The organism is Streptomyces sp. ISL-98, from assembly GCF_018614055.1.
Lineage (GTDB): Bacteria > Actinomycetota > Actinomycetes > Streptomycetales > Streptomycetaceae > Streptomyces > Streptomyces spiramyceticus.
This window is the reverse complement of record NZ_JAGGPB010000060.1, coordinates 22,345-42,487: the sequence shown is the minus strand read 5'-3', so window position 1 is coordinate 42,487 and position 20,143 is coordinate 22,345. Positions and strand designations below refer to the sequence as shown.

Annotated in this window: 21 protein-coding genes; 19 read left to right on the top strand and 2 right to left on the bottom strand. The window is 70.5% G+C overall.

Features of this window, described 5'->3' with window-relative positions; all coding sequences use genetic code 11:
• Window positions 1-26: 26 nt before the first annotated feature.
• The 4 genes from J7I98_RS33225 (at window position 27) to J7I98_RS33210 (ending at window position 5,682) form a co-directional block, all read left to right on the top strand.
• On the top strand, window positions 27-2,672 hold the full coding sequence (locus tag J7I98_RS33225; RefSeq protein WP_214928783.1) for an alpha/beta fold hydrolase: 2,646 nt from the start codon (window positions 27-29) through the stop codon (window positions 2,670-2,672).
• Window positions 2,669-3,526 (top strand): ABC transporter permease, encoded by an 858-nt coding sequence (locus J7I98_RS33220; protein WP_214928782.1) that lies wholly within the window; start codon window positions 2,669-2,671, stop codon window positions 3,524-3,526. The genes J7I98_RS33225 and J7I98_RS33220 overlap by 4 nt, the downstream gene beginning before the upstream one ends.
• Before the next feature lie 114 nt (window positions 3,527-3,640).
• Entirely contained in the window at window positions 3,641-4,117 is a 477-nt protein-coding gene (locus tag J7I98_RS33215) for a DUF1772 domain-containing protein (protein WP_214928781.1), read from the top strand.
• A gap of 95 nt (window positions 4,118-4,212) precedes the next feature.
• Window positions 4,213-5,682: an FG-GAP-like repeat-containing protein gene (locus J7I98_RS33210; protein ID WP_214928780.1), complete on the top strand. Its 1,470-nt coding sequence runs from the start codon at window positions 4,213-4,215 to the stop codon at window positions 5,680-5,682.
• A gap of 105 nt (window positions 5,683-5,787) precedes the next feature.
• Here J7I98_RS33210 and J7I98_RS33205 read toward each other — a convergent pair whose 3' ends face one another.
• On the bottom strand, window positions 5,788-5,991 hold the full coding sequence (locus tag J7I98_RS33205) for an acyl-CoA carboxylase subunit epsilon (protein WP_214928779.1): 204 nt from the start codon (window positions 5,989-5,991) through the stop codon (window positions 5,788-5,790).
• Between the two features lie 33 nt (window positions 5,992-6,024).
• Window positions 6,025-7,632 carry an acyl-CoA carboxylase subunit beta gene (locus tag J7I98_RS33200; RefSeq protein WP_214928778.1) on the bottom strand — a complete coding sequence of 536 codons (1,608 nt, stop codon included), beginning with the start codon at window positions 7,630-7,632 and terminating at the stop codon, window positions 6,025-6,027.
• A gap of 211 nt (window positions 7,633-7,843) precedes the next feature.
• On the opposite strand from J7I98_RS33200, the gene J7I98_RS33195 reads away from it, so the two are divergent.
• The 15 genes from J7I98_RS33195 (at window position 7,844) to J7I98_RS33125 (ending at window position 20,141) form a co-directional block, all read left to right on the top strand.
• The gene (locus tag J7I98_RS33195) at window positions 7,844-8,107 is read left to right on the top strand and encodes a hypothetical protein (RefSeq protein WP_214928777.1); all 264 of its coding nucleotides are present in this window, start codon (window positions 7,844-7,846) and stop codon (window positions 8,105-8,107) included.
• A gap of 210 nt (window positions 8,108-8,317) precedes the next feature.
• Window positions 8,318-9,343, top strand: coding sequence for a LuxR family transcriptional regulator (locus tag J7I98_RS33190; protein ID WP_214928776.1), 1,026 nt, complete (start codon window positions 8,318-8,320; stop codon window positions 9,341-9,343).
• Between the two features lie 78 nt (window positions 9,344-9,421).
• Window positions 9,422-9,691, top strand: coding sequence for an acyl carrier protein (locus J7I98_RS33185; RefSeq protein ID WP_214928775.1), 270 nt, complete (start codon window positions 9,422-9,424; stop codon window positions 9,689-9,691).
• Window positions 9,691-10,938: a beta-ketoacyl synthase gene (locus J7I98_RS33180; RefSeq protein WP_214928774.1), complete on the top strand. Its 1,248-nt coding sequence runs from the start codon at window positions 9,691-9,693 to the stop codon at window positions 10,936-10,938. Before J7I98_RS33185 ends, J7I98_RS33180 begins: the two co-directional genes overlap by 1 nt.
• Window positions 10,935-11,762, top strand: coding sequence for an alpha/beta fold hydrolase (locus J7I98_RS33175; RefSeq protein ID WP_214928773.1), 828 nt, complete (start codon window positions 10,935-10,937; stop codon window positions 11,760-11,762). The genes J7I98_RS33180 and J7I98_RS33175 overlap by 4 nt, the downstream gene beginning before the upstream one ends.
• Before the next feature lie 23 nt (window positions 11,763-11,785).
• Window positions 11,786-12,919: a beta-ketoacyl synthase N-terminal-like domain-containing protein gene (locus tag J7I98_RS33170; RefSeq protein ID WP_214928772.1), complete on the top strand. Its 1,134-nt coding sequence runs from the start codon at window positions 11,786-11,788 to the stop codon at window positions 12,917-12,919.
• Entirely contained in the window at window positions 12,916-13,293 is a 378-nt protein-coding gene (locus J7I98_RS33165; protein ID WP_214928771.1) for a 3-hydroxyacyl-ACP dehydratase FabZ family protein, read from the top strand. The genes J7I98_RS33170 and J7I98_RS33165 overlap by 4 nt, the downstream gene beginning before the upstream one ends.
• Window positions 13,290-13,814 (top strand): 3-hydroxyacyl-ACP dehydratase, encoded by a 525-nt coding sequence (locus J7I98_RS33160; RefSeq protein WP_308378029.1) that lies wholly within the window; start codon window positions 13,290-13,292, stop codon window positions 13,812-13,814. Before J7I98_RS33165 ends, J7I98_RS33160 begins: the two co-directional genes overlap by 4 nt.
• A 12-nt stretch (window positions 13,815-13,826) precedes the next feature.
• Window positions 13,827-14,579 carry a 3-oxoacyl-[acyl-carrier-protein] reductase gene (gene fabG, locus J7I98_RS33155; protein ID WP_214928770.1) on the top strand — a complete coding sequence of 251 codons (753 nt, stop codon included), beginning with the start codon at window positions 13,827-13,829 and terminating at the stop codon, window positions 14,577-14,579.
• A 218-nt stretch (window positions 14,580-14,797) separates the two neighbouring features.
• On the top strand, window positions 14,798-15,067 hold the full coding sequence (locus J7I98_RS33150) for an acyl carrier protein (RefSeq protein ID WP_214928769.1): 270 nt from the start codon (window positions 14,798-14,800) through the stop codon (window positions 15,065-15,067).
• Between the two features lie 2 nt (window positions 15,068-15,069).
• Window positions 15,070-16,284: a beta-ketoacyl synthase gene (locus tag J7I98_RS33145; RefSeq protein ID WP_214928768.1), complete on the top strand. Its 1,215-nt coding sequence runs from the start codon at window positions 15,070-15,072 to the stop codon at window positions 16,282-16,284.
• A complete protein-coding gene (locus tag J7I98_RS33140; RefSeq protein ID WP_214928767.1) occupies window positions 16,281-17,285 on the top strand; it encodes a beta-ketoacyl synthase N-terminal-like domain-containing protein in 1,005 nt (334 codons plus the stop codon). The genes J7I98_RS33145 and J7I98_RS33140 overlap by 4 nt, the downstream gene beginning before the upstream one ends.
• A 222-nt stretch (window positions 17,286-17,507) precedes the next feature.
• A complete protein-coding gene (locus J7I98_RS33135; RefSeq protein WP_214928766.1) occupies window positions 17,508-18,827 on the top strand; it encodes a condensation domain-containing protein in 1,320 nt (439 codons plus the stop codon).
• A 100-nt stretch (window positions 18,828-18,927) separates the two neighbouring features.
• Window positions 18,928-19,911, top strand: a complete 984-nt coding sequence (sbnA, locus tag J7I98_RS33130; protein ID WP_214928765.1) for a 2,3-diaminopropionate biosynthesis protein SbnA — start codon at window positions 18,928-18,930, stop codon at window positions 19,909-19,911.
• A 23-nt stretch (window positions 19,912-19,934) separates the two neighbouring features.
• The gene (locus J7I98_RS33125) at window positions 19,935-20,141 is read left to right on the top strand and encodes an MbtH family NRPS accessory protein (RefSeq protein ID WP_214928764.1); all 207 of its coding nucleotides are present in this window, start codon (window positions 19,935-19,937) and stop codon (window positions 20,139-20,141) included.
• The last annotated feature ends 2 nt before the right edge of the window (window positions 20,142-20,143 follow it).

Genomic DNA, 20,143 nt, shown 5'->3' with positions numbered 1-20,143 from the left:
TCATACCCGGGACCTAGGGTTCAGACATGAAGCTACGGATTCCCCGCAGCCGGGTGCTCACCGGTGCGGTAGCCGCGTGTGCCGTCCTGGCGGGGGCCGGCACATGGACGGCTGCCGCCTCCGACAGCGCACCCACTGTGCACCGCGAGGAACGGATCATGCGCATGGACGGGGTGAAGATCGACACCTCGTTCTTCACCGCGGGCGGCGGCAGCGGCGTCGACGCCAAGCGGCCCGCCGTGCTGCTCGGGCACGGCTTCGGCGGCAGCAAGCGCGACGTACAGGCGCAGGCGGAACAGCTGGCAAGGGACGGGTACGCCGTGCTGACCTGGTCGGCGCGCGGCTTCGGGAAGTCCACCGGGAAGATCGGGCTGAACGATCCGGACGGCGAGGTCAAGGACGTGTCGCGGCTGATCGACTGGCTCGCGGACCGCCCCGAGGTGCGGCTCGACGGGGACGGCGACCCGCGCGTCGGCGTGAGCGGCTCGTCGTACGGAGGGGCGGTGTCGCTGCTCGCCGCCGGTCACGACAAGCGGGTCGACGCCATCGCGCCGCAGATCACCTACTGGAACCTGGCCGACTCGCTCTTCCCCGACGGGGTCTTCAAGAAACTCTGGGCCGGGATTTTCATCAACACGGGCGGCGGGTGCGAGAGGTTCGAAAAGCAGCTCTGCGAGATGTATGAGCGGGTCGCGGTCGCCGGGAAGCCGGACACGGCCGCCCGTGAGCTGCTGGAGGCGCACAGCCCCTCGGCAGTCGGCGACCGCATCAAGGTGCCCGCGCTCATCGTGCAGGGACAGAACGACTCGCTCTTCCCGCTCGGCCAGGCCGACGCCATGGCACAGGCCATCAGGGGCAACGGCGCACCCGTCGCCGTCGACTGGATCGCGGGTGGGCACGACGGAGGGGACCGCGAGACCTCCCGGGTGGAGGGGCGGATCACCGACTGGTTCGACCGCTACCTGAAGGGGAACAAGGGCGCGGACACCGGGCCCGCCTTCCGTGTCACCCGCACCGGAGGCGTCAGTTCCACCGATGGCGCCGCCCAGTTGAGAGGTGCCACGAGTGATCGCTACCCGGGCCTCGGGGGCGGCGAGCGGGAACTGAAGCTCGCCGGCAAGCGCGAGCAGACCTTCGAGAATCCGGCCGGGGCCAACCCGCCCGCCATCTCCGCCGTGCCGGGCATCGGCGCTCTGTCCCAGCTGTCCGGGCTCGGGGTGGGGCTGTCCCTCGACTTTCCCGGCCAGTACGCACGCTTCGAAACCGGGGCCGTTGCCTCCGATCTGCGCATCACCGGCTCACCGACCGTACGGGTCAAGGTTCGGTCGGAGCAGGGCGATGTCGTGCTGTTCGGCAAGGTGTACGACGTGAGTGCGGACGGGCGCCGGCAGGTGCTGCCCTCGCAGCTCGTCGCACCAGTCCGCGTCACCGGCGCCGGTGCCAAGGACGGCGCCACCGTCGAGCTGAAGCTTCCGGCCGTCGACCACGAGGTCAGGGCCGGGCACCGGCTCCGCCTCGTCCTCGCCGCCACCGACCTCGGGTACGCGTCCCCGGCCGACCCGGCGGCGTACACCGTCTCCCTCGAAGGCGACGGGGCGCTCACCGTGCCGACCGCGCCAGGCGTGAAGACCCAGGCGGCCGCGCTGCCCTGGTGGGTCTGGGGGCTGCCGGCCGGTGGCGCGGCCCTGGCCGCCGTGCTGCTGCTCACCGCGCGGCGGCGGGCCGCCGCGCCCGCGCCGGATCCGGCGCTCGCCGAGGTGCCTCTGCAGATCACGGACCTGACGAAGCGGTACGCCAAGTCCGCCGACCGGTACGCCGTACGGGACCTTTCGTTCCGGGTGGAGAAGGGGCAGGTTCTGGGGCTGCTCGGGCCGAACGGCGCGGGCAAGACCACCACCCTGCGCATGCTGATGGGCCTCATCACGCCCGACAGCGGCGAGATCCGGGTCTTCGGGCACGCCATCAGGCCGGGATCCCCCGTGCTGTCGCGCGCCGGTTCGTTCGTCGAGGGCGCGGGCTTCCTGCCGCACCTCAGCGGGCGGGCCAACCTCGACCTGTACTGGAAGGCGACCGGAAGGCCCGTCGAGGACTCCCATCTGGAGGAGGCCCTGGAGATCGCGGGGCTCGGCAATGCCCTGGAGCGGGCCGTACGGACGTACTCGCAAGGTATGAGGCAGCGCCTCGCCATCGCCCAGGCCATGCTCGGGCTGCCGGACCTGCTCATACTCGACGAGCCGACGAACGGTCTCGACCCGCCGCAGATCCGCGAGATGCGGGACGTGATGATCCGTTACGCCGCCGCAGGCCGGACCGTCATCGTCTCCAGCCACCTCCTCTCGGAGGTCGAGCAGTCCTGCACCCACCTGGTGGTCATGGACCGTGGGCGGCTGATGCAGGCCGGTCCCGTCGCCGAGATCACCGGCGGGGGAGACACCCTGCTCGTGACGACGGAGAGCGAGGTGTCGGAGGCGATGGCCGAGAAGGTCGGCGCGCTGCCGGGCATCGGGTCCGCCGTACGGACGGAGGAAGGCCTGCTCGTACGGCTGGAGGGCGCGTCGCCGGCCGAGCTCATCGGCGAACTGGTCCGGCTGGATGTCCCGTTGACGGGTGTCGGGCCGAACCGTCGCCTGGAGGATGCGTTCCTCACTCTGATCGGAGGCTCTTCCGCATGAGCACCAATGTCGTTGAGGCCGCGTCCGGTTACCGGGCCGGGCACACCCTGCCGCTGCGCGTCGAAGCCATGCGGCAGTGGCGCAGGCGGCGCACGATGGTGATGGCCCTGGTGCTGGGCGCGCTGCCCCTCGTCCTGATCGCGGCGTTCGCGATCGGCGGCACGCCCAGTGCGGACAGCGGCCGGGTGACCCTGATGGACACCGCGACCGCGTCCGGTGCCAATTTCGCGGCGACGTGCCTGTTCGTGTCGGCGGGGTTCCTGCTGGTGGTTCCGGTGGCGCTGTTCTGCGGCGACACGGTGGCTTCCGAGGCCAACTGGTCCTCGCTGCGCTACCTGCTGGCGGCGCCCGTGCCGCGCGCCCGGCTGCTGTGGAGCAAGCTCGCGGTGGCGCTGGGATTCAGCCTGGCGGCGATGGTGCTGCTGCCGGTCGTGGCGCTGGCGGGGGGGTCCATCGCGTACGGGTGGGGGGCGCTGGAACTGCCGACCGGCGGGTCGCTGGCCGCGGGGGATGCGGTGCCTCGGCTCGCGCTCGTTGTCGCGTTCATTTTTGTGTCGCAACTGGTCACTGCTGGATTGGCGTTCTGGCTGTCCACGAAGACCGATGCTCCGCTGGGGGCGGTCGGTGGGGCTGTGGGTCTGACGATCGTCGGCAACGTGCTGGATGCGGTGACGGCGCTCGGGGCCTGGCGTGATTTTTTGCCGGCGCACTGGCAGTTCGCCTGGGCGGATGCGCTTCAGCCGGAGCTGGAGTGGGGCGGGATGCTCAAGGGGGCGGCGGTTTCGGTCACGTATGCGGTGGTGCTTGTTGCCCTCGCGTTCAGGGGGTTCGGGCGTAAGGACGTTGTGTCCTGAGGCGGGTGGGGGTGCGGGTGCGGTCCTCGAACTCCCCCAAGGACTGCGTCCAGGGGGGGACCCCACGGACTGAATTGAGCCCCCGTGGGAGCCGGACGCGCCATGATGTGCGCCATGGCCACTCTGCTGCTCGTCCTTGCCGTCGTCGCCACCGGGCTCTACGCCGGGTTCATGCTGATCTTCCTGACCGGGATCATGCCCGCCCTCGCGCGGCTCACGGACGAGCAGTTCGTGGCTGCCATGCGGCGCATCAACGAGGAAGTGCCGGGTGCGGTGTTCGTCAGCGTCATGCTCGCCTCGGTGGTCTTTCCGGTCGCCGCCCTCGCCGTTCCCGGCGACGACCGGTCCGGTACGCAATGGGGGCTGCTCGGGGCCGGGCTGGCGTGCGTGGTGGTCAATCACCTCGTCACCGTCGCCGGGAACATTCCCCTCAACAACGCCCTCGCCGCATCCGAGCAGGCCGGGACGGGGGATCGCCAGGTGCGTGAGGCGCTCGAGGCGCGGTGGAACCGGCTGCATCTCGTACGGACGCTGCTCGTCACCGTCGGGTTCGTCCTTGTCGCCAGTTCCGCTGTCGTCGGCGGGAGTTAACCCGAGGGCAACCATTTGGCGCGGCCGCGTGTCTGGTGAGGCGTGTACGGAGCTGACTGCTCCGGCACCGTTCGCCTTTCCCGTAAGGAGTCAGCGTGCCTGCCAAAGCGCTCCGCACGAGTGTCGCCCTCGCCGCCGCCGTGGTGTCCGCCGTCGTCGCCGTACCGGCTGTCGCGTCGTCGCCCGCCCAGGCGGCCACCACGACCACCAGAGGCGACGACTTCAACGGCGACGGCTACGCGGACGTCGCGGTCACCGCTCCCTCGGCCACGGTCAACGGCAAGGCGAAGGCCGGTTATGTCGCGGTGGTGTACGGCTCCGCCTCCGGTCTCAGGACCGCGTCCAAGCAGGTCTTCAGCCAGGCCACCGAAGGCATACCCGGCGCCCCCGAGGCCGGTGATGCTTTTGGCACCGCGGTCATGACCGAGGACCTCGACCGCGACGGATACGCCGACCTGATCGTCGGCGCCACCGGCGAGGACATCGGCACCGTCGCCGACGCCGGTTCGCTGTCCGTCATCTGGGGCGGTGCGAAGGGCCTGGCAGGCGCTGCGGTGCTGGCCGAGGGCAAGTCGCTGTACGAGACGGTCGGCGGCATGGTCAAGGCCGGTGACTTCGACGGCGACGGCACCCCGGACGTCGCGAGCATCGCGGAGTCCCGTCACGTCCGCGTCCTTTCGGGCCCGTTCGGCCGCGACGGCGCCGCCCGCGCCACGTCCGAGATCCCCGACATGGACGACCTCCGCTTCCTCGACACCTCCGTGGGGGACGTGAACGGCGACGGCACCGACGACCTCGTGGCCGTGCTGAACAGCGGCGACGAGTGGGACTCCCGGTTCATCCGCTACTGGCGGGGTACGCCGGAGGGCTTCGCACCGGCCGCCACGGTCGTCGGCACCAACGGCTACGCAATCGAGGGCGGCGAGCACATCGCGGCGGGCGACGTGAACAAGGACGGCTACGCCGACCTCGTCGTCGGCCGCTCCGTCGACGGCTACGACAGCGACGTGGACATCCCGATGGCCAAGGGCGGCATGATCACGTACGTACCCGGCAGCGCGACCGGCCCGCAGGGCACCAAGGCGAAGGTCTTCAACCAGGACAGCCCCGGCATCCCGGGCGCGGCCGAGAACGACGACGCGTTCGGCAGCTCGGTGTCGGTCGACGACGTGAACGGCGACGGTTACGGCGACATCGCGATCGGTGTCTTCGGTGAAGCACTCGGCACGCTCAAGCGCGCGGGGTCGGTCATCGTCATGCGCGGCTCGGCCACCGGCCCGACCGGCACCGGCGCCCAGGGCTTCAACCAGGACACCCCCGGAGTGGGCGGCGCGGCGGAGACCGACGACTTCTTCGGCCTCGCGGTGAAGCTCGTGGACACCAACCGCGACTCCCGCGCCGAACTCGTCGTCGGCGCCCCGCGCGAGAACGCTGGCGAGGGCTCCGTCTGGGTCCTCCCCGGCACCACGGCGGGCATCACCGCCACCGGATCCTTCACCTTCGGCGCCCCCACACTGGGCACCGTCGCCGCCGGAGCCGCCCTCGGCTCCCAGTTCAACCGCTGACCCTCCACGGGAAAGGCAGTGCCCCGCCGCGGGGGGATGCGCGGCGGGGCACTGCCGGCTCAGGGGGCTGCCGACCAAGGGGCGGCCGGATCCGGGGCAGGAGGCTCAGGGGGCCGTCCAGTCGCCCGGAGCCCGGAAGACCGACGGGTCGCGCCAGCGCGCGGTGTCCCTCGGCGGCGGTCCCGGCGCGGGCCGGGCCGCCTGGGAGCGGCTCAGCAGAATCGCGGTCAGGGCGGCCAGTTCGTCAGGGGCGGGCTCACCGCGTACGACGCGGATCAGGGGCTGGGGCGGCGGATCGTTGCTGGTCAATTGAGGACCTCCTCGAATACGCGGACAAGAGCGTCAGAGCGGCGGGATGCCGTGCTTGCGTTCGGGCAGCGACGCGTGCTTGGTGCGCAGCATCGCGAGGGAGCGGATCAGTACCGCGTGGGTCTCGGCCGGGTCGATGACGTCGTCGACGAGGCCGCGCTCGGCGGCGTAGTACGGGTGCATCAGCGAGGACCGGTACTCCTCGACCAGCCGCGCCCTGGCCGTCTCCGGGTCCGGCGAGGCCGCGATCTCCCGGCGGAAGACGACATTGGCCGCGCCTTCCGCGCCCATCACGGCGATCTCGTTGGACGGCCAGGCGAAGGACAGGTCCGCGCCGATGGAGCGCGAGTCCATGACGATGTACGCGCCGCCGTACGCCTTGCGCAGGATCAGCTGGACGCGCGGCACAGTCGCGGTGCAGTACGCGTACAGCAGCTTCGCGCCGTGCCGGATGATGCCGCCGTGCTCCTGGTCGCGCCCCGGCAGGAAGCCCGGCACGTCCAGCAGCGTCACCAGCGGGATGCTGAAGGCGTCGCAGGTCTGCACGAAGCGCGCCGCCTTCTCCGAGGCCGCGATGTCGAGTACGCCGGCGAGTACGGCGGGCTGGTTGGCGACGATGCCCACGACATGGCCGTCGAGCCGGGCCAGCGCGCACACCACGTTGCCGGCCCAGCCCGCGTGCACCTCGGTCCAGTCGCCGTCGTCGACGATCTCGCCGATGACGTCGGTGACGTCGTACGAACGGGTGGGATCGGCGGGCACCAGGTCGAGCAGGGCGTCGCAGCTGCGGTCCGCCGGGTCGTCGGTGGGCTGGTGCGGCGGCAGTTCACGGTTGTTGGCGGGCAGCAGCGACAGCAGGTGCCTGACCTCTTCGATGCAGGATTCCTCGTCGTCGTGGGCAAAAGCTGCCACGCCCGTCGTGCCGGCATGGACGTCGGCGCCGCCGAGACCGTTCTGGTCGATGCTCTCGCCGGTCACCGCCTGCACCACATCGGGTCCCGTGATGAACATCTGCGAGGTGCCGCGCACCATGAAGACGAAGTCGGTGAGCGCGGGGGAGTAGGCGGCGCCGCCCGCGCAGGGGCCGAGCATGACGCTGATCTGCGGGATCACCCCGGAACAGCGGGCGTTGCGACGGAAGATGCCGCCGTATCCGGCCAGCGCGGTGACGCCTTCCTGGATACGGGCGCCCGCTCCGTCGTTGAGCGACACGAGTGGCGCGCCCGCCGACTCGGCCAGGTCCATCAGCTTGTGGATCTTCTCGGCGTGGGCCTCTCCGAGCGCACCGCCGAAGATGCGGAAGTCATGGGCGTACGCGAATACGGTCCGGCCGTCGACCGTGCCCCAGCCGGTGACGACTCCGTCGGTGTGCGGGCGTTTGTGTTCCAGGCCGAAGCCGGTGGCACGGTGCCGGCGCAGCGACTCGACCTCGGTGAAGGAGCCCGCGTCGAAGAGCAGCGCCAGACGTTCACGGGCGGTGAATTTGCCCTTGGCATGCTGGCGTTCGGTGGCCCGGGGGTCGGGTCCTGACTTGGCATCATGCTGCACCGCGTGGAGTTCCGCGGTCCTGGAGCGGAGTGTCGGGCGGGGCGGCGGGGGCGGTTCGAGCCGCACGGCGGTCGGTTCCGAAAGCACGGTCATGCGGGAAAGAGGTAGTTCAGCGGCCTCTACTGTTTCTACACGGCTTGTTTACAGGTGAAACGGTGGGATGTATTCCGCTGTCAGCACCTTGCCAGCGGAACTCCCTGCACCCGTAATTCCTGGTGAGCGAGCGGGTGTCCGGGCAAGAATTTCGTCATCGGACGGCAGGGGAGCCGACCGGTAACCGAACTGCCTAGGGGGCAATAGATTCATGCGTATTAACCTGCTGCGTAGCGCCATAGTCACCCTGACCGTCGTCACCGCCGGGTTTGCCGGCGGAGTGACCGTGTCGGCGGCGACGGCGGCTCCGGCCGGGGTGCGGGTCGTCTCCGCTCCGGAGCAGGACCCGATCTGGGATGCCGTTCCGGCCGGTGCGCTGCTGGACCCGATCTGGGATCTGGCACCCGTCGACGCCACGCTCGACCCGATCTGGGACTCGGCGCCCGAGGCTCCGATGGACCCGATCTGGGACTGAATGCCCATGGACCGCCCGCCGATCGCCTGTTGATTGTCGGCCGATCGCTCGCTGCGATCGAATGCTCACTCTTCGGTAACTGGAAGGGCCCGCCCCGGTTGGGGCGGGCCCTTTGTTACTTTTCAGTTTGATCACTTGTTCGTTGCCATCCCAATCGAACTCCACATAATGTCGAGGAGTTTGTATGCAGGACGGGGGCGGGGGATGTTCATGCTTGAACCGCTGGGGTTGAGTACACATGCGGCGGAGGTCTACAGAGCCATGCTCCACCGGCCGGATTCCGGGGTGGAGGAACTGGTGGCATATTTGGACTGGCCTGCCGAGCAGGTCCGTTCGGCACTCGACGAGTGCGCCCGGCTCTCCCTCATCAAGCCTTCCTGGGACGAACCCAGCCGACTGCGCGTCGTGAGCCCCGAGATCGGACTCCAGGAACTCCTCGCCCGGCGGGAAGGTGAATTCCTGGAGAAGCAGCGGAAAATCGCCGAGTCCCGCGTCGAAGTCGCCCGCTTCATCGACGAGTACGCGACGGCCCAGCAGAACTTGCGCAGTTCCGTGGTGGAACGGCTCGACGGAATCGGAGGTATTAGATTCCGCATCGAGGAATTAACGCAGGAATGCGAGTCCGAACTCCTCACCTTCGCACCCGGCGGAGGCCAGTCGGAGAGCGGCCGCAAGGCCAGCCGCCCGCTCTGCGAGGCGCTCGCCGCACGCGGCGTCGTCATGCGCAGCGTCTATCTCGACAGTGTCCACAACGACCCCGGCTCGGTGGAGCACCTGCGCTGGCTGCACACCCACGGCGACGAGGTGCGCACCATCGTCTCGCTGCCCTCCCGGATGCTCATTTTCGACCGCGCCGTCGCGGTTCTGCCGGTCGACCCCGACGACTCCGCGGCCGGTGCCGTCGTACTGCGCGGGCACGGCATCATCGCCACCCTCTGCGAGCTGTTCGACCACGTCTGGGAAGCCGCCACCCCGTTCAGCGGCGGCCGGCCGCAGCCCAGGGAGTCCGAATCCGAGGAACTCTCCAGCCAGGAAAGAGCCGTACTCAGACTGCTCGGAGAAGGCCTCACGGACGAGGTCGTCGCCCGCAAACTGGGCGTCTCCGTACGCACCGGGCGCCGCATCACCGCCGAACTCATGACACGGCTCGGCGCGCGCAGCCGCTTCCAGGCCGGTGTCCGCGCCGCCCAGCTCGGCTGGATGGCGGAGATCAGAAACGGTATAGGCCGCGTATAGCAGGCGAATCCAGTCTCGGCTCATCGAACGGATGGCGGGGCCAAAGGGCCCCGGACACCGATCCCTCATGGAGTCGAGATGACCAACGTGGACCTGACGACCGGACTTGACGCTGCCCGCAAGCAGGAGATCAAGGAAATCATCTGCGACATTCTCGAGATCGACGAGGACGAGGTCACCGAGACCAGCCTCTTCAAGGAGGACCACGACGCGGACTCGCTCCGCGCCATCGAGATCCTCGCCGCTCTCGAACGCACCCAGAACGTGACCATCGACCAGGACGACCTGGCCCGCATGGTCAACCTCGAGGGTGTGTACGTCGTGGTCGCGGAAGCCGCCAAGAACTGATGAGCACCGACGTGCGAGACGCCGGGCGCCGGGTCGTCATCACCGGGCTCGGCGTGGTCACCAGCATCGGCATCGGTGTCGAGGCCTTCGCCGCCGGACTCCGTGAGGGCCGCAGCGGCGTCAAGCCGATCACCGCATTCGACACGACCGGATTCGACCATGCCAACGCCTGCGAGGTCACCGACTTCGAGCCCGCGCACTGGATCCGGAACCAGGACCCCGAAGAGCTGGGCAGGGCAAGCCAGTTCTCGGTGGCCGCGGCCCGCATGGCGGTCGCCGACGCCGGAATCACCGTGGACGACGTACGGGCCCGCCGGTCCCTGGTGTCCGTGGGCACCACGGACGGCGAGTCCCGCGACCTCGACCAGCTCGTCGCCTCCGGCCTGGAACACGGCCCAGAGGAGTACGAGCCGGTCGTCGCCCGGCGCATCCCCGCGGGCCGGCTCTCCGCCGGCATCGTCCGCGAGCTGGAGCTGGAAGACGTCGAGGCCGTGACGATCCCGACCGCGTGCGCGGCGGGCAACTACGCGGTCGGATACGGCTACGACGCCCTGCGCAGCGGTGATGTCGACATCGCCCTGTGCGGCGGCGCCGACGCCCTGTGCCGCAAGACGTTCACCGGCTTCTACCGGCTCGGCACCATCGCCCCCGAGGTGTGCAGGCCCTTCGACAAGGACCGCGAAGGCATCCTCACCGGCGAGGGCGCGGGCATCCTCCTGATGGAGAGCCTGGACTCGGCGCTCGCCCGGGGCGCCCGGATCTACGCTGAGGTGCTGGGGTACGGGCTCGCCTGCGACGCCCTGCACCCCGTCGCACCGGACCGCGACAGCATTGCCAGGACGATGGAGATCGCCCACCGCAATGCCGGAGTGACCCCGGACCGGATCGACTTCGTATCGGCGCACGGCACGGGCACCAAGGCCAACGACATCACGGAGGCCAGCGCCATCCGCCAGGTGTTCGGCGAGGACGCCATGCCGCGCACCGTGTCCATCAAGTCGATGATCGGCCACAGCATGGGAGCGGCCAGCGCGGTCTCCGCGGCGGCCTGCGCCCTCGCGATCACCGAGGGCTTCGTCCCGCCGACGATCAACCACCGCGAGACCGACCCCGAGTGCGGCGTGGACTGCGTACCCAACGAGGCGGTCGAGGCCGAACTCGACATCGTGCAGAACAACGCGCTCGCGTTCGGCGGCAACAACGCCGTACTCATCCTCGGCAAGTACCGGGACGGGGCCGCTGCATGAGCGCGGGCGGCTCCCGCACGGCCGCTGTCCGGCTGCGGCGCGCTGCCCGCGACGGCAGCGGCCCGGTGCGGTTGCTCGCCCTGCACGGGCTGGCCGGCAGTGGTGCGGTCTGGCGGAAGTACGAGCGACTGGCCGTGGACCAGGTGGAGTTCTGGGCGGCCGAGCTGCCCTGGGGCTCCGAGGGGCACGTCGGCTGGAGCCACTCCGGTGACCCCGTCGACCACGTGGACCACGCGCTGGACTCCGTACCGGGCGGTGTCGACGTACTCGTCGCGCACTCCTTCGCGACGGGCCCGGCACTCGAAGCGCTCGCCCGGCGGGACGGCCACGACCGGCCGCGCGCCGCGGTGATCGTCTCGCCCTTTCACCGGCGCAGCCCCGGGGACTTCTCCTGGGACGACGCGGCGTACTACCTCGGCGGCTTCCACCACCTGCTCCACGAGGGCCTGCGCATCACATCCGAAGGACGGCTCTCCGACGAGATGTGCCACGACGTGGCGCTGCGGGTGCGCGACCGGATCGGGCCGTACGGCTGGCAGCAGTTCTTCGGCGCCTACCTGCGCAGCCCGTTCCTGGACGTCGCCGCGCTCGGCCTGCCGGTGCTCGTCGTCGCGGGCGAGGACGACGTCTCGGTGTCCGCGGACGACGCCCGTGCGCTCGCCGGCGCGCTGCCCGACGCCCGCATCGAACTCTTCGGCGACTGCGGCCACTTCGCCATGGTCGAGCAGCCCCGGCGCTTCGCGGCGGCCGTGCACCGCCTGATCGGCGCGTGCTTCCCGGAAGCCGCGCCCCGCGACCGTCCGTACGTACCGGAATTGACGTGACCCACCGACAGGAGCAGAAAGCGATGAGCGTCAGTCTTGCCACCGGGGCAGACCCGGACACCCTGGTCATCTCGGGCTGGTCGGCGGCCTCCCCCTACGGCCTCGGCGCCGAGTCCTTCGCCGAGGGCGTGCGCGAGGACCGCCTCGCCGTGACCGCCGGAGACGGCGCGACGGACCTCGGCCCCTTCGAACGAGCGGGCCGCATACCGGATTTCGACGCCAAGGCGGTCCTGGGCCGCAAGGGAACCCGCGCCATGGACCGGGCCACCGCCATCGCCGTGGCCACCGCGGGGATGCTCCTCGAAGAGGCCGGGCCCGGCCTCGCCAACGACAACCCCGAGGCCGTCGGCATGGTCCTCGGCACCGGACACGGCAGCGTCCAGAGCATCATGGACTTCACCCGCGACGCCCTCACCGGCGACAAGCCGTTCCACGTCGACCCGGCCCGCTTCCCCAATACGGTGATGAACCGCGCCGCCGGCCAGAGCGCCATCTGGCACACGCTCAGGGGCCCCAACACCACCGTCTCGGGCGGCGCCCTGACCGGCCTGCTCGCCCTCAGTTACGCGTCCCGGCTGCTGCGGCAGGGGCACTGCGAGGCGGTGCTGTGCGGCGCGGTCGAGGAGTTCTCGGCGGATCGCGCCTGGCTGGAGTACCGGTCGAGGACCGGCGGCGGTGCCTACCGGCAGCCCGCGGGCCCGCTCGGCGAGGGCTGTGCACTGTTCCTCATCGAGCCGCTCGGCCGGGCCGACGCCCACGGCCGTACGCCGCTCGCCGGCCTGCTCGGCTCCCGCTTCATCGCCTTCCCCGACCCGGCCGGCGCCCAGCGCGCCGTCACCAGGGCCGTCACCGAGGCGCTCAAGGAAGCCGGTGTGCACCCCGACGAGGTCGGCCTGCTCGTACCGTCCGACTGCGGAGGCCCGCTCGGCGCCCGCGAGGACGCGGCGCTCGCCGACGTCTTCGGCGACACCAGGCCGCCCCGCCTGCGGCTGCGCCGGCTCATCGGCGACGCCTCCGCCGCCTCCGCGTCCCTCCAGCTCGCCGCGGCGCTCGCCGCCCCCGGCGAGGGCGGGCCCGTACTCGTGACCTCCGTCGACCCCGACGGCCAGACCGGGGCGGTCGTGCTGCGCACGGGCACTCCGGCGGGCCGCCGGTGAGCGCCGCCAGCCCGCTCGGCGCAACGGAACTGATTCGCAGCGGCCCCTCGGGCGCCGCGACCGCCTTCGACGTACCCGACGACGATCCGTCGATCGCCGGGCACTACCCGGGCTTCAACCTGATGCCCGGCGTCTACCTGGTCGAGGCCGTGGACCGCACGGTGCGTCAGTGGGCCGGGCCCGGCAACGAAGTGGAACTCGCCGCACTGGACCGCTGCCGCTTCCACAGCCCCGTCCACCCGGGCGAGCGGGTCTTCGCCGACGTGTCGGTCGAGCGGTCCGCCTCCGGGCTGCTGTGCAGCGCCGCCGTCGTCACCAACCGCGGCAGGGTCGCGGACATCAGGCTCCGCTACCGCCGCAAGGAAAGCCCGTGACCACGACCGTGACCACGACGACGACCGCGATCGCCACCGTGACCACGACCTACGGGTTCGAGCGGATCAAGAGCACCATCCCGCACCGGGGTCAGATCCTCCTGGTCGACCGAGCCACCGACGTGGTGCCGGGCGTGAGCCTGACGGCGTACAAGGCGATCTCGGGCAACGAGCCCTGCTACGCGCCCCTCGGCGACGAGGCGGCCGCGTCCGACTACGCCTACCCGATCTCGCTCGTACTCGAATCGTGGGCCCAGTCCGCCGTCCTGCTGTCGGCGTGGGAGGACCCCAACCCCGACGTGCTGACCGGAAAGGCCGCACTCGCCGGGTCCGTGAACGAGGTCGCCATCGGCGGCCGGGCCTACCCCGGGGATGTGCTCGAACACCGGGTGCGGCTGGTCAAGTCCGTGGCCGGTACGGCGGTCCTCACGGGCGAGACCCATGCCGGCGGCCGCGAGGTGCTGCGCGTCGGCACCTTCGTGGTGACGGGCCGCGACGTCGCCGACCTGCTGAACGCGTAAGGAGAGAGTGGAATGTCCGAAGTAAATGAGAACACCGGAGTCGCGCTGGTCACCGGAGGCTCGCGCGGCATCGGCCGCTCGGTCGTCGAGCGCCTCGCCCGCGACGGCTACGACATCGGCTTCTGCTACCGCGCCGACGAGCAGGCGGCCGCCCTGGTCGAGAAGGAGGTACGGGCGCTGGGCCGCCGGGTCCTGTCGCGCCGCGTGGACGTCACCGACCGTACGCAGATACGGGAGTTCGTGGCCACCGCCGAGGACGAGCTCGGCCCGGTGACGGCCGCGGTCACCTCGGCCGGGATCACCCGCGACAGCCCGCTGGCGCTCATGCCCGACGAGGACTGGGACGCCGTACTGCGCACCAACCTCGACGGCACGTACAACCTGTGCCGGGCGGTCGCCTTCCCGATGATCAAGCGGGGCGGCGGTGCGCTGGTCACCCTCTCCTCGATCGCCGGAGTCGCAGGCAACGCGGGGCAGACGAACTACTCCGCGTCGAAGTCCGGGATCATCGGCTTCACCCGCTCGCTCGCCAAGGAGGGCGGCAGGTACGGCATCCGCGCCAACGCCGTCGCCCCCGGGATGATAGACACCGACATGACCTCCGTACTGACGGAGAAGGCGTCCAAGGACATGATCCGGCGGATCCCGCTCAAGCGGTTCGGCCGGCCCGAGGAAGTCGCGTCGCTGGTCGCCTACCTGCTCTCGCCCGAGGCTTCGTACATCACCGGGCAGGTCTTCCAGGTGGACGGTGGAATCGAGCTCTGACTCGACGGATGCGCACCTGACGTACATCCGGCTGAGCACCTGACGTACATCCGGCGCGGTGTCGCCCCGGCCGAACCCGGCCAGGGCGGCACCGCGCTGTTTCGTACCGGCTGCCCGCCGCGCCCGCCGCGCCCGCCGGACGCCGCGTCGGCGCGTATAGGCGTCGTATAGCGGTAGCTCCCAGCCTGGCCCACAACGACACATCGAGGAGCTGAACCATGCAGCAGACCGCCTCCGCTTCCGGCGACACCGCCGCCCGCATTGCCGAGATCCGCGACATCGCGGCCGACATCTTCTCCGTGGAACCCGAAGAGGTCGAGGCCGCGGAGTCCTTCGTCACCGACCTGGACGCCGATTCGCTGCTCGCCATCGAGCTGCTCTCGCAGCTGGAGAAGAAGTACGACATCCACATCCCTGAGGGCGAGGTGCCGCGGCTGGTCACTCTGCGGGCCACGTACGAAGTGGTGGCAGAAATCTCCGGGTGGTGACAGTGACAGCGACAGGGGCACGGCGCATCGTCATTACGGGCATGGGCCCCGTGTCCGGCATCGGCACGGGGATCACCGACTTCTCCGCCGCCCTGCGGCTGGGCAAGAGCGGCACAGGGCCGATCCGGAGCTTCGACACCACCGGCTTCCTGCGGACCTCCGCGGGTGAGGTGGACGGTTTCCGGCCGGAGAACATCGTGCGGCGCATCGACCCCGGACAGTGGGGGCGCTCGGCACAGTTCGCGGCGGCGGCCGCCAGGCTCGCCGCGACGGACGCGGGCGACGTCGACCTGTCGGGCGAGCGCACCGCGGTCGTCATGGGCACGACCTCGGGCGAGATCGTCCAGGTTGAGGAAATGGCCAGGCGCTGGCACGAGGACGGCTGGGGGCTCCCCGACCATGACGTCGCGCGCCGGGTGCCCGCGTCGCGGGTCGCCCTGGCGGCGGCCCGCGAACTGGGCGCCGAGGGCGAGGTGATGACCCTCGGCACCGCGTGCGCCGCGGGCAACTACGCCCTGGGGTACGCCTGCGACCTCATCAACGCCGGAGAGGCCGACGCGGCGGTCGCGGGCGGAGCGGATTCGGTGGCGCGGTTCATCCACGCCGGCTTCCACCGGCTCGGCGCACTCGCCGCCGACAGCTCCCGCCCCTTCGACCGGGACAGGGACGGCATCATCACCGCCGAGGGCGGTGTGGCGCTCGTACTGGAAACACTGGAGTCGGCGCGGGCGCGCGGCGCGCGGATCTACGCCGAGATCCTCGGGTACGGCATGACGTGCGACGCCGAACACCCGGTCGCACCGGACGAGGACAGCATCGCCCGCTGCATACGCACAGCGCACGAGCGGGCCGGTGTCACACCCGGCCAGGTCGACTACATCTGCGCGCACGGCACCGGGACCAAGGCGAACGACCTGGTGGAGTCCAACGCGGTGCGCGCGGTGTTCGGGGCGGCCCCGCCGCCGATGAGCTCCATCAAGTCGATGCTCGGACACGCGATGGGGGCGGCGGCCGGTCTCGGCGCGGTCGCCTGCGCACTGAGCATCCACGAGGGTTTCCTGCCCCCGACGGTCAACCACCGGACGCCAGACCCGGAGCTGGCGGGCATCGACCCGGTGCCCAATGCGAGCCGCACGGCGGACGTCCGGGTGGCGCAGAACAACGGCTTCGCCTTCGGCGGCAACAACGCGATCGTCCTGCTGGGAAGAGTGACATGACGGAGATGGTGATCACCGGGGTCGGAACGATCAGCGGGGAGGGGCGGCCCGTTCCGGTGGTGGACGACGCGGCTGATCTGCCGGTCGAGTACGCCCATGCCGTCACGGGATTCGACGCGGCTGCCCGCGTCGGTCGCAAGACGGCCAAGGTCAGCCACCGGTCGACGCTGCTCGCCATGGCGGCGGGCGAGGCGGCGATGGAGGCGGCGGGTCTTCTGGTGACCGACGAGGTCAGGGACCGTATCGGCATCACGGTGGGGACCACCACCGGAAGCATCACCGGCGCGGTCGAATTCGGCACGGATTCCTTCCGTGCCCGCCCCTACCTTGTCGACGCCGTCAAGGCGCCCAACGCGATCATCAACACGGCGGCCGCTTCCATGGCCATACGGTTCGGGCTGCGCGGCGCGAACTCGACTGTCGCGGCAGGGCCGTTGGCGGGCGTCGCGGCGCTGCGGCACGCGCAGGTGGCGCTGCGGGCCGGGCACGTGGACACCGTACTGGCGGGCGCCTCGGAGGAGTTCACCTCGGCGAGCGCCTGGTGGGCTGCGGCCGAGCGGTCGACGGGGGTGCCGGGTGAGGGCGCGGCCATGTTCGTGGTCGAGCGGCCGGAGGTCGCGGAGGCCGCGGGCCGGCGTCCGGTCGCGCGGCTGGCGGGGACGCTGGTCCGGGCGGTGGATGTCGCGGACGAGGCGGCGGTGCGGGGGGCGGTTGCGCAGGCGCTGGAGCGGGCCGGGGTGGGTCCTGGCCAGGTCGACGTGGTGGCTGTGCGGCGGACGGGTGAGGCGGCGGTGGATGCGGCGCAGAGTGCGGCTCTGACGGGGTTGCTTTCGGCTCCGCTGTTTTGGAGTGAGGCGGTCATTGGGGACTGCTATGCCGCGCACGGCGTGCTGCAGCTGGCCTCGTTGTTGACGACCGCCGAGCGGGTCGTCCTGGTGGTCTCCGTCGACCCGCAGGGTGTGCTGGGTGCGGCCGTAGTACGAACCACCGCGACGCCGTGAGCGGCGCCGGACAGAACACGTAACACGTAGCGCGGGGGCGCCTGCGGCGGGCTTCTTCCCCACCCCGCCCCTTCCCGAAACTGGGGCTCCGCCCCAGACCCCGGTCCTCAAACGCCGGACGGCTGAAAGATCAGCCCGTCCGGCGTTTGAGGACACGCCCGAAGGGCCGCAGGCCGGCCCCGCCTCCGCGCCACCCACCACAAACCTGAGGAGTTCCCCATCATGCCGCTGCCCCTGACCACCGGGCAGGAGACCATGTGGTTCCTGCACAGCCTCGCACCGCACAGCCCCGCCTACAACGTAGTCGTCGGCCTAGCAGTCCAAGGCCCCCTGGACACCACCGCATTGGCGCACGCCGTCGCCACCGTCGCCGACCGTCACGAGCTGCTGCACTCCCTCTTCACCGAGGCGGACGGCGGGCCCGCCCGCATCCTCGCCCCCGGTCTCGACGTGCCGCTGGAGATCCGGGACGTGGCCGGGGTGACCGACCAGGAGCTGGCGGAGCTCGCCCGGGCGGCCGGGGCCGCGCCCTTCCGGCTGGCGGAGGAATGGCCGTTTCGCGTCGTGCTGTTGCGCCGCGCACCCGACGACGCCGTGCTGGTGACCGCCGCGCACCACATCGCCAGCGATGCCACCAGCAGTTGGTTGCTCGTACGCGACCTGATCGACGCGTACAAGGGGGTCGACTGGGCGCCGCTCCCCGCCACCTTCGCCGAACACGCCGCCGACGAACGCGCGTTGCGCGATTCCCCCGGCAAGGCCCGCGCCGACGAGTACTGGGCCGGGGTCCGCCACGGCGCCGTCGCCGGGACGCTGCAGACGGACCGGCCCCGCTCCGGGCAGGTCGTGGCGCAGGGCGCGACGTACCAGTGCGAGCTCAACGACGCCTCCGCCCTGCGGCTGCGGCAGACCGCGGGCGACGCCCGGGTCACCCCCTTCGGGCTCCTCCTCGGCGCGTTCCAGGCAGCGGTCCACCGCAGTACGGGACTTGAGGACTTCCTCATCGGCTGCCCGGCCTCCGTCCGCTTCGGCCGACGCAAGGCCGACATGGTGGGCTACCTGGTCGACGTCATGGTGCTGCGGTCCGCGTTCGGACCCTCCACCACCTTCCGCGAGGCCATGGCGTCCGCACACGGTCAGCTGCTGCGCGGCATGGCGCATCTGCGCTATCCCGCCGGAGCCGGACCTGCCGGGTCGCCCCCGTTCCGGATGGCGGTGACGCTCGTCGACATGGACAAACTGCCGGTGCCCTCGGTGGACGGGCTGCGGCTGCGCTGGCTCGACATCCCGCACATGGAGGGCCAGTCGGACCTCAATGTGGAGCTGCGCATCAGCCCCACCGGCCTCACCGTCGCCCTGCGTTACGCCACCGATCTCTTCGACAGGGCGACGATCGAGCGGTTCGCCGGCATGTACCTCCGCATGATCGAGGCCGCCGTGGACGACCCGGACGCCGTGGTGGCCGCTGTGCCGCTGGTCGAATCCGGGCAGTACGCCGACCTGTTGAGCTTCGGCGTCGGCGCGGACGACGACGAGTGGTGACCGCGCGGTGCGTACGTATAGGGGCGGTATAGCCCGTACACGCACAATCAAAGTGTTCGGTCGGAAATTCAATGGCGGTACCTTCCATGAAGGGATAGTCGTGCCGGGCAAACCGTATAGAGGAATTCTTGAGACCATCGGGAACACCCCGCTGGTGGAATTGGAAAGCCTGCTGCCCGGCTTCCCTTCCAAGGTCTACGCAAAGGTCGAGAGGTTCAATCCGGGCGGCAGTGTCAAGGACAGGTCCGCGGCGCGGATGCTCGTCGACGCCATCAAGAGCGGCGAGCTGGAGCCGGGCCGTTCGGTGGTCGTCGAGTCCAGTTCGGGCAACCTGGCGGTCGGTCTCGCCCAGCTCTGCCGGTACTTCGGACTGCGCTTCATCTGCGTCGTCGACGGCAAGACCACGGGGCAGAACCTCTCCATCCTCGCGGCCTTCGGGGCCGAGGTGGAGGTCGTCACCGAACGCGACGCGGTCACCGGCGAGTATCTGCCGGTGCGGCTGCGCAGGGTGCGTGAGCTGGTCGAGCGTACGCCGCACTCGTTCTGGCCCAACCAGTACGCCAACCCGCTCAACCCGCGGGCGCACGAAAGCACCATGGGGGAGATCGCGTCGGTCCTGGACGGCCACGTGGACTACCTCTTCGCCTCCGTCAGCACCTTCGGCACCCTGCGCGGCTGCACGCAGTACATCCGCAAGGAGGGGCTCGGCACCAAGGTCGTCGCCGTCGACGCCGTCGGCAGTGCGATCTTCGGGCAGGTGCCCACCCAGCGGCTCATACCGGGCCACGGCGCCTCGGTGGTGCCGGCCCTGATGGACCCCAGCGCCGCCGACGACGTGGTGCACGTGTCCGACATCGAGTGCGTCGCGGCCTGCCGCCGGCTCGTCGGGCGCGAGGCGATCCTGGCCGGCGGTTCGTCCGGCGCCACCGTCGCCGCCCTCATGAAATACCGGGACCGCATTCCCGCAGGTTCGCATTGCGTGATGATTTTCCCGGACGGCGGCGACCGGTATCTCGACACCATTTACTCCGATGAATGGGTGCACCACAACTTCGGTGAGATCTCCCATCTCTGGAAAGAGTGAATTCACTACACGAAGGAGCAGAAATGTCCGACGACCTCACGTACCGAGTCGTGCTGAACGACGAGGAGCAGTACTCGATCTGGGCCACCGGGCGTGAACTCCCGGCCGGCTGGCGGGCGGAGGGGACCGAGGGCTCCCGCGAGGAGTGCCTGTCCCGCATCGCCGAGGTGTGGACCGACATGCGCCCGCTGAGCCTGCGACAGCGCATGGACGAGTCCGCCGCCGCCTGAGT

What these genes read in the sequence shown, in the direction of transcription:
- J7I98_RS33140 (WP_214928767.1), top strand. Translation starts at nt 16,281, where the DNA reads ATGACGGAGATGGTGATCACCGGGGTCGGAACGATCAGCGGGGAGGGG.
- J7I98_RS33135 (WP_214928766.1), top strand. Translation starts at nt 17,508, where the DNA reads ATGCCGCTGCCCCTGACCACCGGGCAGGAGACCATGTGGTTCCTGCAC.
- J7I98_RS33215 (WP_214928781.1), top strand. Translation starts at nt 3,641, where the DNA reads ATGGCCACTCTGCTGCTCGTCCTTGCCGTCGTCGCCACCGGGCTCTAC.
- J7I98_RS33195 (WP_214928777.1), top strand. Translation starts at nt 7,844, where the DNA reads ATGCGTATTAACCTGCTGCGTAGCGCCATAGTCACCCTGACCGTCGTC.
- J7I98_RS33185 (WP_214928775.1), top strand. Translation starts at nt 9,422, where the DNA reads ATGACCAACGTGGACCTGACGACCGGACTTGACGCTGCCCGCAAGCAG.
- J7I98_RS33190 (WP_214928776.1), top strand. Translation starts at nt 8,318, where the DNA reads ATGCTTGAACCGCTGGGGTTGAGTACACATGCGGCGGAGGTCTACAGA.
- J7I98_RS33150 (WP_214928769.1), top strand. Translation starts at nt 14,798, where the DNA reads ATGCAGCAGACCGCCTCCGCTTCCGGCGACACCGCCGCCCGCATTGCC.
- J7I98_RS33180 (WP_214928774.1), top strand. Translation starts at nt 9,691, where the DNA reads ATGAGCACCGACGTGCGAGACGCCGGGCGCCGGGTCGTCATCACCGGG.
- fabG (WP_214928770.1), top strand. Translation starts at nt 13,827, where the DNA reads ATGTCCGAAGTAAATGAGAACACCGGAGTCGCGCTGGTCACCGGAGGC.
- J7I98_RS33200 (WP_214928778.1), bottom strand. Translation starts at nt 7,632, where the DNA reads ATGACCGTGCTTTCGGAACCGACCGCCGTGCGGCTCGAACCGCCCCCG.
- J7I98_RS33175 (WP_214928773.1), top strand. Translation starts at nt 10,935, where the DNA reads ATGAGCGCGGGCGGCTCCCGCACGGCCGCTGTCCGGCTGCGGCGCGCT.
- J7I98_RS33125 (WP_214928764.1), top strand. Translation starts at nt 19,935, where the DNA reads ATGTCCGACGACCTCACGTACCGAGTCGTGCTGAACGACGAGGAGCAG.
- J7I98_RS33225 (WP_214928783.1), top strand. Translation starts at nt 27, where the DNA reads ATGAAGCTACGGATTCCCCGCAGCCGGGTGCTCACCGGTGCGGTAGCC.
- J7I98_RS33220 (WP_214928782.1), top strand. Translation starts at nt 2,669, where the DNA reads ATGAGCACCAATGTCGTTGAGGCCGCGTCCGGTTACCGGGCCGGGCAC.
- J7I98_RS33170 (WP_214928772.1), top strand. Translation starts at nt 11,786, where the DNA reads ATGAGCGTCAGTCTTGCCACCGGGGCAGACCCGGACACCCTGGTCATC.